Origin of the sequence: Kribbella speibonae (assembly GCF_004331375.1) — a bacterium.
In the GTDB taxonomy this organism is placed as follows: domain Bacteria; phylum Actinomycetota; class Actinomycetes; order Propionibacteriales; family Kribbellaceae; genus Kribbella; species Kribbella sindirgiensis.
On record NZ_SJKC01000002.1, the window covers coordinates 1,513,202 to 1,528,658 of the forward strand.

The 15,457-nt window shown below is 68.1% G+C and carries 13 protein-coding genes; 8 read left to right on the plus strand and 5 right to left on the minus strand.

Annotated elements, in window-relative coordinates; translation table 11 throughout:
- Positions 1–85 precede the first annotated feature (85 nt).
- Positions 86–937 carry an SDR family oxidoreductase gene (locus E0H92_RS20430; protein ID WP_131497310.1) on the plus strand — a complete coding sequence of 284 codons (852 nt, stop codon included), beginning with the start codon at positions 86–88 and terminating at the stop codon, positions 935–937.
- On the opposite strand, the gene E0H92_RS20435 is transcribed toward E0H92_RS20430, so the two are convergent.
- Genes E0H92_RS20435 through E0H92_RS20450 form a run of 4 tightly spaced genes read right to left on the minus strand, consistent with a single transcriptional unit; the run spans position 927 to position 4,958 of the window.
- Positions 927–1,697 (minus strand): fumarylacetoacetate hydrolase family protein, encoded by a 771-nt coding sequence (locus E0H92_RS20435; RefSeq protein ID WP_131497311.1) that lies wholly within the window; start codon positions 1,695–1,697, stop codon positions 927–929. The genes E0H92_RS20430 and E0H92_RS20435 overlap by 11 nt on opposite strands.
- Entirely contained in the window at positions 1,694–3,205 is a 1,512-nt protein-coding gene (locus tag E0H92_RS20440) for a hypothetical protein (RefSeq protein ID WP_131497312.1), read from the minus strand. The genes E0H92_RS20435 and E0H92_RS20440 overlap by 4 nt, the downstream gene beginning before the upstream one ends.
- Before the next feature lie 23 nt (positions 3,206–3,228).
- Positions 3,229–4,077, minus strand: coding sequence for a carbohydrate ABC transporter permease (locus E0H92_RS20445; protein WP_131290307.1), 849 nt, complete (start codon positions 4,075–4,077; stop codon positions 3,229–3,231).
- Complete coding sequence (locus E0H92_RS20450) at positions 4,077–4,958, minus strand: carbohydrate ABC transporter permease (RefSeq protein ID WP_131459338.1); 882 nt, start codon at positions 4,956–4,958, stop codon at positions 4,077–4,079. Before E0H92_RS20450 ends, E0H92_RS20445 begins: the two co-directional genes overlap by 1 nt.
- Before the next feature lie 190 nt (positions 4,959–5,148).
- On the opposite strand from E0H92_RS20450, the gene E0H92_RS20455 reads away from it, so the two are divergent.
- The 7 genes from E0H92_RS20455 to E0H92_RS20485 are packed head-to-tail and all read left to right on the plus strand — an operon-like array spanning position 5,149 to position 13,802.
- The gene (locus E0H92_RS20455) at positions 5,149–6,444 is read left to right on the plus strand and encodes an extracellular solute-binding protein (protein WP_131459339.1); all 1,296 of its coding nucleotides are present in this window, start codon (positions 5,149–5,151) and stop codon (positions 6,442–6,444) included.
- A 1-nt stretch (position 6,445) separates the two neighbouring features.
- A complete protein-coding gene (locus tag E0H92_RS20460) occupies positions 6,446–7,483 on the plus strand; it encodes a Gfo/Idh/MocA family protein (RefSeq protein WP_238173502.1) in 1,038 nt (345 codons plus the stop codon).
- Entirely contained in the window at positions 7,480–9,594 is a 2,115-nt protein-coding gene (locus tag E0H92_RS20465) for a heparinase II/III family protein (protein WP_131497313.1), read from the plus strand. Before E0H92_RS20460 ends, E0H92_RS20465 begins: the two co-directional genes overlap by 4 nt.
- Positions 9,587–10,342, plus strand: a complete 756-nt coding sequence (locus tag E0H92_RS20470) for an amidohydrolase family protein (protein ID WP_131497314.1) — start codon at positions 9,587–9,589, stop codon at positions 10,340–10,342. The genes E0H92_RS20465 and E0H92_RS20470 overlap by 8 nt, the downstream gene beginning before the upstream one ends.
- Complete coding sequence (locus tag E0H92_RS20475; protein ID WP_131497315.1) at positions 10,339–11,136, plus strand: amidohydrolase family protein; 798 nt, start codon at positions 10,339–10,341, stop codon at positions 11,134–11,136. The genes E0H92_RS20470 and E0H92_RS20475 overlap by 4 nt, the downstream gene beginning before the upstream one ends.
- Positions 11,133–12,491, plus strand: coding sequence for a hypothetical protein (locus tag E0H92_RS20480; RefSeq protein WP_131497316.1), 1,359 nt, complete (start codon positions 11,133–11,135; stop codon positions 12,489–12,491). The genes E0H92_RS20475 and E0H92_RS20480 overlap by 4 nt, the downstream gene beginning before the upstream one ends.
- An 18-nt stretch (positions 12,492–12,509) precedes the next feature.
- Positions 12,510–13,802 carry an aspartate aminotransferase family protein gene (locus E0H92_RS20485; protein ID WP_165549850.1) on the plus strand — a complete coding sequence of 431 codons (1,293 nt, stop codon included), beginning with the start codon at positions 12,510–12,512 and terminating at the stop codon, positions 13,800–13,802.
- Here E0H92_RS20485 and E0H92_RS20490 read toward each other — a convergent pair.
- Positions 13,765–15,288, minus strand: a complete 1,524-nt coding sequence (locus tag E0H92_RS20490) for an alpha/beta hydrolase (RefSeq protein WP_165549851.1) — start codon at positions 15,286–15,288, stop codon at positions 13,765–13,767. The genes E0H92_RS20485 and E0H92_RS20490 overlap by 38 nt on opposite strands.
- Between the last annotated feature and the right edge of the window lie 169 nt (positions 15,289–15,457).

Sequence of the window (15,457 nt, forward strand, 5' to 3'; positions counted from 1 at the left end):
ATATAAATTTGCGCTCCATGGACATAGATCCGCTCAGACCAGCGACCTACTGTCGGTGACAGAACATCTACGACAAGGAGTGGGAATGAGCATCGTCGTCACCGCCGCCACCGGGCACCTGGGCACGCTCGTCATCGATGAGCTGCTGCAGCGGGTTCCCGCCGATCAGGTCGTCGCGGTCGCGCGGAACGCCGCGAAGGCGGCCCCGATCGCGGACCGCGGCGTCGAGGTGCGGGTCGCCGACTACAACGACCCGGACGCGCTGGCGAAGGCCTTCGGCGCCGGTGACACGGTCCTGCTGATCTCGGGCCTCGAGCCGAACCGGCGCGAGCAGCACCAGGCGGTCATCACGGCCGCTCGCGAGGCCGGTGCGGCGCGGATCGCCTACACCAGCGTGCTCGGCGGACCCGAGGCTGACTTCGATCTGGCCGCGGACCACATCGCCACCGAGCAGGCGATCCTCGATTCCGGTCTGCCGTACACGTTCCTCCGCAACGGCTGGTACAGCGAGGTCTACACCGATCAGATCGCCGTACAGCTCGTGAACGGTGTCTTCGGCAGCGCTGGGGACGGCCGGATCGCGTCGGCTTCGCGGCGGGACTTCGCGGCGGCGGCAGCCGTCGTACTGACCGGCGACGGGCACGAGAAGAAGGCGTACGAGCTCAACGGCGACTCGGCCTTCACGCTGACCGAGTACGCCGCCGAGCTGTCGAAGCAGTCCGGCCAGGACGTTGCCTACAACAACCTCTCGCCCGAGGACCTGACCCAGGTGCTGACGGCGGCCGGCATCCCCGCGCCGTTCGTCCCGATCCTCGTCGGGGTCGACGACGCCATCGAGCGCGGTCTCCTCGCGGGCCGGGGCTCCGACCTCAGCCGCCTCATCGGCCGCCCCACCACACCCATCGCCGACACCATCTCCGCTGCGCTCAAGAACTAGCGACCAGCTTGTTGCGCTGTTCGCCCAGCCCGTCGGCCCAGACCCGGAGTACGTCGCCCGCGCGTAGGTACCGTGGTGGTTTCTGCCCCGCGCCTACGCCGGCCGGCGTGCCGGTGCTGATCACGTCGCCCGGGTAGAGCGTCATGAACTGCGAGATGTAGTGCAGCAGGTGTGCGACGCCGAAGATCATCTCCGCGGTCGAACTGTCCTGCAGGGCCTCGCCGTTCACGTCCAGCCCGAGCTTGAGCTTCTGCGGGTCCGGCACCTCGTCCGCGGTCAGGATCCACGGACCGAGCGGGCAGAACGTCGCCGCGTTCTTGCCCTTGTCCCACTGCCCGCCGCGTTCGAGCTGAAAGTGCCGCTCGGACACGTCGTTCACGAGGACGTACCCGGCGACATAGTCGAGCGCTTCCTCTGTAGAACTGAGATACGCCGCGGTGCGCCCGATCACCACGCCGAGCTCGACCTCCCAGTCGGTCTTCTCGCCGCCGCGCGGGATGATGATGTCGTCGTACGGCCCGACGACGGTGTCGGACGCCTTCAGGAACAGGATCGGCTCGGCTGGCGCCTCCTGCCCGCCCTCGGCCGCGTGGTCCGCGTAGTTCAGGCCGACGCACACGATCTTGCCCGGATCGAGAGGTGCCGCGAGCCGGACCTCCGAGAGGTCCACAGCATCCCCGTCCGGCAGTTGCACCTTTCCCTCGTCGTTCAGGACGGCGTCCCGCAACCCGTCGGGTGTGTGGATCCGGAGCAGTCTCACTTGTTCCTCCAACCAGAGTTCTTGGCCCAGTTCAGGTACGCGATACCCAATGCGTGCGAGCCTTGCACCGGGACGAGCTGTACGGCGTCGTACACGCGCAGGGACTGTTGATAGACCAGCAGATCCTGCTCGGCGTACGCACCCCACCGCGCACACTGCACCGCGTTCGCCGGCACCGCGTCGCCGGTCCCGTCGACCCGGTACCAGACCTCGGTCGCGGACCGGATCAGCTTCTGCGTGAACGTCTTCGTGAAGCGCTGGATGTCCGTCGCGGGTCCGCCGGCGATCCCGGCGTCGTACGCCGCGTGCACGAACTCGGTGCTGATCGCGGCGTGGCTCAGATCCTCGATCTGCTTCGAGGCCGGGTACGACGGCGTGTACTCCGAGATACCCGCGGTCTTCGCGTACCCGGCGTACAGCTCGCTGTACGGCGGCCAGTACGTCCAGACGTAGGCGTCGCCAACGAGTCGCAGCGCGGGCTCGTACGCCTTCAGCATCTGGAGGACCCGCGTCCGGTACCGCGGCTGCTTGGTCACGCGGAACAGCTCGACCAGCACCTGACCGATGCCCTGGCTCTGGTTGTACGGCTGGATCGTGCCGTCGAACGGGATCGGCGCACCCTTCGGCCACACGTAGTCGCCGGTGCCGTCCGGGCGTGAGACCCACTCCCGTTCGTGGAAGTCCACGGCCGCGGTCGCGGCGTCGAGGACCTGCTTCGCGAAGTCCCGCCGCGAGCGGAGCTTCGGCGACTGCAGCACCATCCGGGCGTAGCGGGCCAGCGGGAACGCGATCATGCCGGTGTGTACTGCGAAGACGTAGTACTGCGACGTGAACGCGATCGTGGCGGCCGCCGGTGCGGGCGCGGCCGCGGGAGCTGTCCGCAGATCGACCGCGGTCCAGCGTCGCGACGCGTTGTAGGCGTTGTTGACCGCCGTCACGACGTACGTCGGCGACGCCGGATCGAGGCTGACGGCGGGCAGCGTGACGACGCTGGTCGTGGCGGGGTTGCGGAGGACGAGGTCGAAGGTGCCGTTGGCAACGTTCAGGACCTCGGCGGTCGACTCGGCCGATCTGATCCCGGCCCAGCGGAGCTGAACCGCCGGAGCACCGGTGCCGTCCGGGAGCACGCCGTGGCCGGCGGTGTAGTTGCCGGCTGTGCGCCAGACCTTGCCGGACCGGCCGGCGTAGTCCTTGACGTGCCGGGCGTGGTCGGTGGTCTTCATCAGGTGCCGGGCGCGGTCCTCGAAAGTACGCAGGTACTTCTCGTCCTGGTAGGCCTCGTACATCCGGAGTAGGCCGAGGAGGAAGTAGGACTCGCCCCAGGCGTACAGGCCGGCCTCGTTGTCCTGGGCGTTGGACGCGAGGTAGCCCGCTTGGGCGACGTCGAAGGCTTCTCGTGAGTCGTAGACGAGTGGATCGGCGGAGGCCGAGAGGGCGGGGAGGCCGGCCCAGGCGGCGATACCGCCCGCTGTGGTTCCGAGAACGAAAGTGCGGCGGGTGGGGTTCATGGTTGCCTCACGGGGTCGAGGGGTCAGCCTTTGACTGCGCCGCCCATGCTGTTGAGGATGCGTTTCTGGAGGAACAGGAAGACGACGATGACGGGGATCAGCGAGATGACGGTGCCCGCGGCGAGGCCGCGGACGTCGGTGCCGGAGACGCCGCTCAGGTAGGCGATACCGAGCGCGATCGGGAACTTGGACTGGGTGGTCAGCACCACGAGCGGCCAGATGAAGCTGTTCCACACCGACACGAATCCGAGGATCGCCAGCACCGCGAGCGTCGGTGCCACGATCGGCACGCAGATCCGCCAGAAGATCGCGAACTCGTTCGCGCCGTCCACGCGCGCGGCCTCGACGATCTCGTCCGGGATCTGCGAGAACGCCTGGCGGAGCAGGAAGATCCCGAGCGACGACAGGATCGCGGGCAGGATCACCGCGGCGAACGTGTCGGTCAGCCCGAGTTCACTCATCACCAGGAACCGCGGGATCAGCATCAGCTCGCCGGGCAGGAACATGATCGACAGGAACAGCATGAAGAAGACGCCGCGGCCGCGGAACGCGATCCTAGCGAGCGGGTACGCCGTCAGCGCGGACACCACGAGGTACACCGGGACCGTGATGCCGACGTAGATCACCGAGTTCACCAGGAACCGCGCGTACGGGATCGTCGTCCACGCCTCGCGGAACCATTCGGCCACCGGCGGCCGCGGGATCAGGTCCGGCGGGAACCCGAACACGTCCTGGGTGGCGGGTTTGGTCGCGGCACTCAGCAGGATCAGGAACGGCCCGATGAACAACGCGGCGACCGCGATCAGCAGCACGTACAGACCGATTCGCCGGCCGGTGATCCGCGGCTTGGACCGGTACAGCCGGCGGGCCATCAGACGTCCCTCCGCCGGGTCACCAACAGGTTGAACCCGGCCAGGACGATCATGATCGCCCACAGCAGCAGGCCGACGGCGCTCGCATAACCCATGTCGTAGTCCTCGAAGGCTTTCGACCAGATGTAGTAGCCGAGGGTGAGTGTGGAGTCGAGCGGCCCGCCGCGGGTCAGCACGTAGACGGACTCGAAGGCCCGCATCGCCTCGAGCATGCTGAGCACGAGCGTGACCGCGAACGTCGGCCGCAGCGCCGGTACGACGACGTGCAGCAGCCGCTGCCACGCGTTCGCGCCGTCGATCGTCGCCGCCTCGATCTGGTCCGACGGCACGGCCTGCAAGCCGGCCAGGTAGATCATCATGAACAGACCGGCGTTCTTCCACGCCTCCAGCAGTACGACGGTGGGCAGCGCCCAATGCCGGTCGAGCAGGAAGTCGATCGGTCCGGCGCCGAACAGGCCGAGCATCCAGTTCACGACGCCCTCGCGGTTGAACACGTACCGCCAGGCGACCGCCACCGCGACCATCGACGTGATCACCGGCAGGTAGTAGAGCATCCGGAACGCCTGGATCGCGCGCAGCTTGAGGTTCACCAGCATCGCCAGGAACAGCGGCGCGACCACGGTCAGCGGCAGGAACATCAGCACGAACAGCAGCGAGTTGCGCAGCGCGATCCAGACCCGCGGGTCGTCCACCAGCCGGGCGAAGTTGTCCAGCCCGGAGAAGCGCACCGGGTGCACGATGTCGTAGTCGGAGAACGCGAGCTGGATCGCGATCACGGCCGGCCACGCGAACATCGCGGCGTAGAACAGCAGCCCGGGCAGCATGAACACGTACGGCGTGTACCAGTGCTGACCGACTACGCGGCCCTTCAGACCCGGCATGCATCACTCCTCGTGTCTGAAACCCGGATTTCAGATACCAAGTTGACGGGAACCGTAACCCAGAACCCAGCGGCTCGGAAGCGGTAACTCCAGAAAATTTCCGCATCTTCCGTTGACTAGCGCGATTCGATGGCGAACACTCTGGTGTCTGTAAGCCAGGTTTAGGACATTCCGTTCTGAGGAGCCACTGATGGCCCGACTCCGACTCGCCGCTGTTGCCGCCACGCTCGTCCTCGCACTCACCGGCTGCGTCTCCGGCAGTCCCGCAGGCGGTGACGACGACCAGAAACAGTCCGGCGACGCCTACTCCGGTGACGTCGAGTGGTGGACGATCAATCTGCAGAAGAACTACGGGCCGGACATCCAGAAGTGGATCGACGCCTACCAGAAGGAGCACCCGAAGGTTCACATCAACTGGGTGGACGTGCCGGGCGCCGACATCACGACCAAGCTGCTGGCCGCGATCGCCGCCGGCAAGGTGCCGGACGTCGTCAACTTCACCTCGGCGACCACCGGCCTGTTCGCCGGTTCGATGGCCGACCTGGGCTCGCTGTTCAGCCAGGAGGACGTCGCCGCGTACCTGCCGAACCTGGCCGAGCCGCTGGTTGTCGACGGCAAGCGCATCGCGATCCCCTGGTACAACGGCGGCACGTCGCTGGCGTTCTACAACAAGGATCTGCTGGCCAAGGCAGGCTTCGACGCGGCCAAGCCGCCGAAGACGTACGACGACGCGCTCGCGCTGGCGAAGTCGTACCACGACGCGACCGGCAAGTCGGCGACCAACTTCATGGCGTACTCCAGCGTGGTGCAGGCGAACGGCATCCCGCTGCTGTCGGAGGACGGGAAGAAGGCCGCCTTCAACACGCCGGAGACCTTGGCGCTGCTGGAGAAGTTCAAGCCGCTGTTCAGCTCGGGCGCGATCGCTCCCGGAAGCCTCAGTGAGAACCCGCGGGACATGCCGCAGTCGCTGGAGAACAAGGGCATCGCGTTCAACCCGGCCGCCGTGTCCAGCTCGCTTCTGAACGTCGAGAAGAACGCGCCCGCGGTCTACTCGTCGATCACGGTCGGCCCGCCGGTGACCGGCGCCGACGGCAAGTTCTACATGCCGGGCCAGCAGGTGATGGGCATCCCCGCGAAGTCGGACAACCAGGCCGCGGCCGCCGCCTGGCTCAAGTACGTCGCCGCGCCCGAGCAGCAGCTCGCGCTGTGCAAGCTGGTGCCGATCTATCCGTCCTCGGTGAAGGCGCTCGCGGATCCGTTCTTCGCCGACATCACCGGGACCACGCCCGCCGACCAGGCGCGCAAGATCCTCGTCGACACCTTCAAGCAGAGCGTCGACGCGTCGATGGGTTCGGGTAACGACGAGCAGCTGCGGCAGCTCTTCGACGAACAGGTGCGGGCGTTCATGTCCGGCACCAAGTCGGCCAAGCAGGCTCTGGACGACGCCGAGAAGGCGTGGAACGACACACTGGCGAAGGGCAAGTAGCGTGCTGCGGATCGGAATCGTCGGCGCCGGGATCATGGGGCGGGGCAACGCGCTGTCGTTGTCCGGCCGGTCCGACGCCGAGATCACGGCGGTGACCAGCCGCTCGGCGGACGCGGCCGCGCGGCTCGCGGACGAGATCGCCGAGCGGGGCGCGCCGCGGCCGGCGATCCATCCCGGTCTCGACGCCCTGCTGGCCGACGACGCGGTGGACGCGGTCGTGCTGACCACGCCCGACGACGTCCACGGCGAGATGATGGTCCGCGCCGCGGAGGCCGGGAAGCACATCCTGGTGGAGAAGCCGATGACCACGTCGGTCGCGGAGGCCGACGCCGCGGTGAAGGCGATCCGCGAGAACGGCGTGATCGCGATGTGCCTGTTCAACCACCGGTGGGTGCCGGCCTACGCCCAGGCCCACGAGCTGCTCGCGGACCTCGGCGACGTCGCGGTCGCGTACGCCCGCAAGGACGACACGATCTTCGTGCCGACCGAGATGCTGTCCTGGGCCGATCGCACGACCTGCGCCTGGTTCCTGTCCAGCCACGACATCGACCTGGTGTCCTGGCTGCTCCGCGACCAGGTCCGCCGGGTCTACGCGACCGCGCGCTGGGGCAAACTCCGGTCGCTCGGGATCGAGACGCCGGACGCGATCCAGATCCAGGCGGAGTACTCGCGGGGCGCGGTCGCGACGTTCGAGTCCGCGTGGATCTACCCGAACACGTTCCCGACGACGGTCGACTCGTACGTCGCGGTGGTCGCGGACAACGGGGTGGTGCAGCTGGACCGGCAGCGGGAGAACGTCGTACTGGCCAAGCCGGACGGCTACAGCTACCCGCGGAACATGCTGCAGCGGGTCATGCACGGCGTCCCGTCCGGTGCGTACGCCGACGCGATCGCGCACTGGGTCGACTGCTGCCGTACCGGCCGGGAACCGCTGATCACGATCGAGAGCAGCCGCAACGTCACCGCCGTACTGGAGGCCGCACACTTGTCGATCGAGACGCGCCAGCCCGTTGACGTCTCGATGCTGGCCGATGCATGAGCATTGAGAAGCCGCGGCACATCGACGGGCGGATCAATCGGATCGGGACGGACGACCTGCTCAAGGCGTTCGGCTCACCTGCCGGCGATCTGGCAGGACTCCGCTCGTTCGTAGGTGAGCAGCTGAAGCGTCCGGCCTGGCCGTTGCCGGAGTGGGCGGAGGCGACTCGGTCCACACCGGCCGCCGTGCTGACAGCTGCTGCTCCGCTTCTCGAAGGTGTGGATGTCACCGGACAGGGACTCGGGCGGTCGCAGCTGTACGGGTTCCACTACCTCGGCTGGCTCGCGCCTGGAGTGCAGGCGTGGTTGTTGACTGGTGACGAGCGCTACTTGCAGGCGTTCGAGCAGCACCTGGATCAGTGGGTCGAGCAACGCGACTCCGTGACCGGTGAGTGGCCGGGGCTCGATGTCATCTGGTACTCGCTCGGCACGTGGGCCCGCTGCCGCAGTCTGCTGCCAACACTCGAAGTACTGACCTCTTCGCCGCTCTCCGACCGCACGTGGGGCCACCTGGTCGCGACACTCGTCGGCGGCGCCCGCTGGTCGTACGACGAGCATGACGTCTTCCGGCACGGGAACTGGCAACTGGTGTGCGCAACCGAGCTGCTGCATCTCAGCGCCGTACTGCCGTCTCTTGTGGAGTCTGAGGCGTGGGCGGAGCGTGCGCGGCAGCGGATCGAGGAGCACCTGCTGCTGGACATCTATCCGGACGGTGGGCACTACGAACGCTCCCCCGGATACCACCGAATGGTGCTGACAGCTCTGCAGACCGCAGCGCGGATCGACCCGGCTGTGGCGGCGCATCCGCGTTTTGCGGCGATGCACACGTGGATGTGCGAGCTGGTGTCGTCGGGCGGCTGGCTGCCACATCTGCAGGACAGTGGGATCGAGTGGCCCGCAGTGTCGTTGCTGCGCGGCAGCTACCTGCTGAACGACCCTGTGTTCGCGCGAGTCGCAGCGCAGTGGATGTCGCCGTCGGAGCTCGCTGCTGAGGTAGCGACGTTCCCTGCTGGGCCGCAGACCTGGTTGTCGCCGGGTGCGGTTCCTCCGTTGCCGCAGGCCACTGTGCTACCGGAGTCGGGGTACACGATCCTGCGGAGCGCTGAGCTGCGTGCGGTGATCAACCACGGCCCGCATGTCGAGCACGAGTTGGAGTCGCACTCACATCGCGCCGTACTGGACCTGGTGCTGGACGGGTGGCAGCAGCCGCTGCTGTGGGAGGCAGGCGGTCCGCCGAGCTACGACGACCCTGGGTACCTGACGTGGTTCCAGTCGGGCCGCGGCCACAACACGGTCCTCGTGGATGACCAGGAGCTGTCGACGGACCGTGGTGTGGTCGTCGACCCGCTCGTGGACACCGACGTGCTCGCAGTCTTCTCCGGCCGTCACCACGGCAACGGTGTCGAGCAGACCCGAACGATCGCACTGGTCCGCGAGAGCCCGTCGTATGTCGTCGTCACCGACCACGCGCCAGGAGCACACACCTTTCGTGCTCACTGGCATGCGCTGCATCCGTGGCGTGAGGTCGGGCCGCTCGCGTACGACGCCTCCGCGCCCGATGGACCGGGCTTGTTGCTGATCGACGCCGGTGAGGCTGCTGCCGTCGAGCTGACCGAGGGTGTGGCTCGTCATCCGGTGCTGGAGCGTCGGGCGGCCGAGTACGGGCCGCTGCATTCGCTCACGGTCACGCGGTCGACCGGCGACTTCACGACGGCGCTCGTACCGCACGAAGGGAGTGAACCTCCCACTGCGTCGGTGGAGCGGGTCGATGGTGAGCTGGTGGTCGCCCTCGGCGAGACGGTCGACCGCATCGGGCAGTCCACGTGGACACGGACCGTCGACGGTCAGTTGTCCTGGGCAACCGGGTGGCGGGTGCGGACGCTGCCGGGCCTCCTCCGGGCGACCGCCGACGTCGCCGTACTGGCCAGGCCCACCGGCGACAGGCTCCACTTCAAGATCACGTGCGAGGGACGCTGCGGGCTGTGGATTCGCGCCCGCGGCGAGATCCGGCTCAATGGGATGCCGGTCGACGCGACGATCGAGAACGAGTGGGCGCACTTGACGCTGCCGTACGCCGGGGCGTGGACTGTTGACGGGGTTCGCTATGAGTGACGTGACGGGTGGATGGTTCGACGCGCGGATCGTCACCGGCGCGCATCCTGCCGCGCTGGTCTCTGCCACCGACCGAGACGCGATCGCCGCGCATCTCGACCGGTACGCGCTGTCCGGCGCACTGGTCAGCGCGATGGCGTCGTGGCTGCACGACCCGATCGGCGGCAACGCGGAAGCCTCCGCGATCGCGCACGACCTGGCCGATCGCGGCGTACTGGCGTGCTGGACCGCGGTCCCCGCGACGTCCGGTGAGCTCGAATCGCTGACGGACCTCGTCGATCGCGCGATGGACGACGGCGTGGCGGCTTTCCGCATCCACCCGGCGTCGCACGGCTACTCCCCCGCTCTGCTCGACGAGCTGTACGACGCACTCCAGACCAACCGTCTGCCGTTGTGCGTCGACTCCGCGGAACTCGCCTGGCCGGACCTGACCTCGATGGCCACCCGCTACCCGGAGTTGCCGATCATCGTGTCGAACCTCGGCTACCGGAAGCTTCGCGAGCTCTGGGCCGCGCTCGTTGGCCACCCCAATGTCTTCGTCGATCTCGTCGACTTTGCCGCGCACCAGGGCGTGGAGTGGCTCGCCGCGAACGGCCTCGCCGACCGGTTGCTGTTCGCGACCGGTCTCGGGGTCCGCGATCCCGGCGAGAGCGTCGTCCGGCTCGCGTGGTCCGGCCTCGACGACGCGACGGTCCGCCTGGTCGGCGCGGAGAACGCTCGCCGGCTGCTCCAAGGAGTCCGCGCATGATCGGGCGCCGGCCGCAGCATCGGATCGTCGACGTGCACGCGCACCTCGGCCCGTACTCGCTGTTCTTCATCCCCGAGCCGGACGCCGCGACGATGGTCGCGGTGATGGACCGGACCGGCACCGACGTCACCGTGCTGTCCGCGAATCGTGCGATCCAGCAGGACGCGCACCTGGGCAACTCACAGTCGCTCGCCGCGGTCGACGCGTACCCGGACCGGATCGCGGCGTACGCGGTCATCAACCCGTGGCAGGAGCCGGAGCGCGAACTCGAGCGGCTCGCGGGCGACGAACGGTTCGTGGGTATCAAGGTGCATCCGAGCCTGCACCGCTACCCGGTCACCGGCGCGCGGTACGCCCCGGTCTGGGAGTTCGCCGAGTCGACCGGCTGTCCCGTCCTCAGTCACTCCGAGCACCTGTCGCCGTACGACGCGCCGGTGCTGTTCCAGACGGTCGCGGAGCGTTACCCGGGGACGTCGATCGTCCTCGGGCACGCCGGGATCACACCGGCCGGGGTGGACGAGGCGATCGAGGCAGCCCGCCGGTACGACTCGCTCTGGCTGGAGGTGTGCGGCTCGCAGATGACCGGGCCGCTGATCCGCGCGATGGTCGACCAGGTGGGCAGTGGCCGGGTGCTGTTCGGTTCCGACTTCCCCTTCATCGACCAGCGGATGTCGCTCGGCCGGGTGGTCTGTGCACCGCTGACGGAGAGTCAACGCCAAGATGTTCTCAGCGGGAACGCCCGCAAGCTGTTCCGGTGGCGGCCGCTCCCCGGAGAACAAGGGGTTGACCAATGACTGAGGAAGCACAGCAGGCCGAGCAGGTCTCCGGCGAGCGGCTGCCGTCCGTGACCGTCGGGCTGTTCGGGCCGCGCCGGCTGGTCAAGACGATGTCGGAGGTCGGCCAGGAGGTCGCGGAGCGGTCCGTGAACGGCATCCGCTTCCTCACCGGCGGGTACGACGACCTGTCCGAGGCCGAGGAGCGCTACCTGCGGCTGCGGGACCGGATCGACGCAGCGGTGTTCCCCGGCCCGTGGGCGTTCGACCTGGCGACGACCGGCCACTGGCTCACCGTCCCGTCCACGCACCTGCCGCTGACCGGCGCCGCGCTGTACGCCGCCCTGCTGCGGGCCTCGCTGACGATCAAGGACGTCGACCTGACCCGGGTCAGCATCGACTCGCTCTCCCTCGCCGACGTCTCCGAGGCGTACAGCGAGATCGGCCTGGACACCACGCAGGTGTACGACGTCCCGTACGTAGGCCCCGAGTCCGTTGCGGGTTTCGCTGCGTTCCACCGGGAGAAGTGGGAGCGCCAGCACACCACGGTCGCGTTGACCACGATCCTGTCCGTGGAGCGTGAGCTGCGCGCGGACGGCGTACCGGTGCTGCGGATCGCGCCGACGCGGTCGAGTGTGCGAGATGCGCTGGAGACCGCCGTACTGCTCGGCCAGGGCACCCGGATGGGGGCGCATCAGCTCGCGATGATCGCGGTACAGGTCATTCCCTCGGGTGCTGAGTCGGGTGACTACTGGCAGCAGGAGTTGGCCTTGTCGACGCACCAGAAGCTGCTGTCCGAGGCCCGCCAGGTCGGTGCGTCCGTCACGCGCCGGTCCGACACGCTCTTCCTGGTCACCACGACGTACGGCGCTCTGCTGCGGCTGACTGAGCAATTCGCCCTCGCACCGTTCTTGGGCTCGCTGACCGCACAGCTAGGCGTTCCGGTTGCTGTTGGTGCGGGAACCGGCCAGACCGCCCGTGCTGCCGAGGCAAACGCTCTGATGGCCGTTGAGGAGTCTGTAGCCGCAGGCGGCAAGGTTGCGGTGTATCTGGACGGCAGCAGCGACCGGGTGGACCTTGAGCCGGGCCAGCCGACCAGTCAGGCGGCACTGGTCGACGCCACCTCGACGACTGACCAGCGGGCGTTCGAGATCGTCACGTCGATCGCCTCTGCCATGAGTCCGGCTCCGGGCCGGCAGGTGGTCGTGGACGTCGAGAGCGTCGCCGCGATCATGCAGGTCACCCAGCGGACCGGACGCCGGATGCTGAAGGAACTGGTCGAGGCAGGACTCGCCTGGCCGCTGCCGCCGGCTCGCTCGACCGCCGGCGGCCGTCCGCGCCAGCAGTTCCGCTTGCTCACCGAGAAGCTCGACTAAACCTCTTTGGAGAAGCCTGTGCAGACTCGCCGTCACGACCACGCAGACCGCCTGTACGCGCGTGCCCGACAGGTGATCGCAGGCGGTGTCTCCAGCGACGCCCGCCGAGCGGACCGGCCGCTGTTCGTGGACCACGCCAGCGGCGCCGAGCTGTGGGACGTCGACGGCAACCGGTACCTGGACTACGTGCTCGGCCAAGGCCCGAACCTGCTCGGCCACGCCGCGCCACTGGTCGCCGACGCAGTCTCCGACCAGGTACGCCGGGGTGTCGCGTACGCCGCCCAGCACGAACTGGAAGCACAGGTCGCCGAACGCCTGTGCAGCATGGTGCCCGCCGCGGAACTGGTCCGCTTCAACAGCGTCGGCTCGGAGGCAGTACACGGCGCGATCCGGCTCGCCCGCGGCCACACCGGACGACCGAAGATCGTGAAGTTCGAGGGCAACTACCACGGCTGGCTCGACCCGGTCCTCTACAGCGTGCACCCCGACCTCGCACTGGCCGGCGACGCCCGGCACCCGACCGCTGTCGGCGGTACGGCGGGCCAGCCGCGGCACGACGCGGATGACCTGATCGTCCTGCCCTACAACGACCTTCAGGCCGTCGAAGAGATCATGACTGACGACATCGCCGCCGTCATCCTCGAGCCACTGCTCTGCAACACGGGCTGCATCACACCGGCGCCCGGCTACCTCGAAGGGCTCCGGGAGCTCACGCAACAGCACGGGTCGTTGCTGATCTTCGACGAGATCATCACCGGGTTCCGGGTCGCTCCGGGCGGGGCGGGTGAGCTGCTGGGCGTCGTACCCGATCTGGCCGCGTTCGGGAAGGCGATGGCCGGCGGCATGCAGGTGTCGGCCCTGGTCGGCTCGGCCGAGGTGATGGGGACGATCGCGGACGGCAAGGTCGCACACGCCGGCACGTTCAACTCGCATCCGGTCGGGATGGCCGCCGCCGACGCGGTACTGCGTCATCTCGACGAGCACCGCGCCGACGTGTACCCACCACTGAACGCGGCGGGCAAACGGCTGATGGACGGTCTGCGCGCGGCCGCCGCGAAGCACGGCGTACCGCTGCTCGTGGACGGGCCCGGTCCGGTGTTCCAGACGTACATCACGGACCAGGCCGCCGTCACGGACTACCGCACGTTCGCTGCCTGCGACCGGGCCGCGATGGCTCGTTTCCACGCGGGGCTGTTCGCTGCCGGGATCAGCATCGTCCCGCGAGGATTGTGGTTCCTGTCCACCGAGCACACCGCGGACCAGATCGACGAGACTATTGCGGCAGCGGAGTCAGTGCTTTCTTCCCTGTAGGCAACGGATCGAAGGGTTTGCGGTCCTGCGCGCAACTCGAGCCGTCGGCCGGAGCCTTCAGCCGGATCAGGTAATCGGTGATCATCGCGTCGGCGCAGGTGCTCTTGCCGAGCGTGGTGTGCCCGTAGCCCTCGACGGTCACCATCCGAGCATCCGGGTACAGGTCGGCGTACGGCCGCGTCGCCTCGTACGGCGTGGCCGGGTCGTGGCGGGTGCCGAACACCAGGACCGGCTGCTGCACCTTGTTCTGCCACGGTCCGCGGAAGGCGTCGTTGTCGCGCAGTCCCATGAACTCACACTGCAGTCCCACCCACGCGCGGTAGCGGCCGAAGTGCGGCGCCCGCTGGTCCGCGGCGTCGGCGTACGCCGGGTAGGCCAGGGGTCGACCGGACTGCCGAGCCTCGACACACGGCTGCAGGACGGTGCCGATCGAGGTGGCGTAGTCCTCCTTACGACGGTTCCACTCGACCAGCGCCTTCGGAGCAGCAACCGCCGCCTTGGCACGGATCGAGGTCGCCAGTTGAGCCAGCAACTGGGCGAGGTCGGGATAGCCGGCGGGATCGTAGAGGCTGGTGAACATGACGGCAACCGCGACCGCATACGTCACCTTCACACTCGACCCGTCCGGCAACGGGATGTCCACCGGATGCGTCTTCAGCCGCTCCAGTGTGTTCTCGACGACGGTCTTCGGGTCGCCGAGCTTGTTCAGCACGCAGTTCGAGCCGGCCTTCGTGCATTCGGCGAGGAACTGGCTGTAGGTGTCAGCGGCACCCTCGCCCTGCTTCAGCCGTACGCCGACCGGATCGGAGTCACCGTTCGAGCCCGAGTACCACTCCGGGCTGAGTGTGCCGTCCAGGACCAGCGCCCGCACGTTCTTCGGGAACAGCTTGGCGTACGTCGCGCCGAGGTAGGTGCCGTACGAGTAGCCGATGTAGGTCAGCTTCTCGTCACCGACGGCCTGCCGGAGCAGGTCCATGTCCCGGGCCACGTTCGCGGTCGAGTAGTGCTTGAGCCGGTCGGGCGAGGTGGTCCGGCAGCTCGCGGCGATCTTCGCGCTCGTCACAACGAACTGCCACTCCTCCTTCGGCGTCACCGGGAACGCCGGCATTCCGGCCAGTGCGGCTGCCTCCTCCGCGGCGGTCGGGTAGCAGGTCGCCGGGTCCGACTTTCCGACCCCGCGGGGATCGAAGCCGAGGATGTCGAACTTCGCCCGTACGTCCGGGGTGTAGGCGGCCTGGCCGAGTTGCTGGACGAAGTCGACACCGGAGCCACCCGGTCCGCCGGGGTTGGTGAACAACGTCCCGATCTTGTGGGCGGGATCCGATGCGGGCAGCCGGGTCAGCGCGATCGTCGTGGTCGGTCCGTGCGGGTTGTCGTAGTCGGTGGGGACCTCGACCGTCGCGCACTGGAACGGTTTCAGCTTCGGATCCGATCCGCAGCTCCCCCACGCAATCCCAGCCTTGGGCTGAGCTACGGCAGAAGTCATCGGAGTCAGCAGTACCAGGGCCACGCCGGCGACAGACAGTCTTCGAAGGATTCTTCTGGGCGTCATGGCACCGACCGTAGGCGGGCCGGTCCTCAGGTCGCGTCCACCACGAGAAGGAGGCCGGGAACCCGCCGTACGGCGGACCCGGCCTCCTCCTGGAAACTGTTTG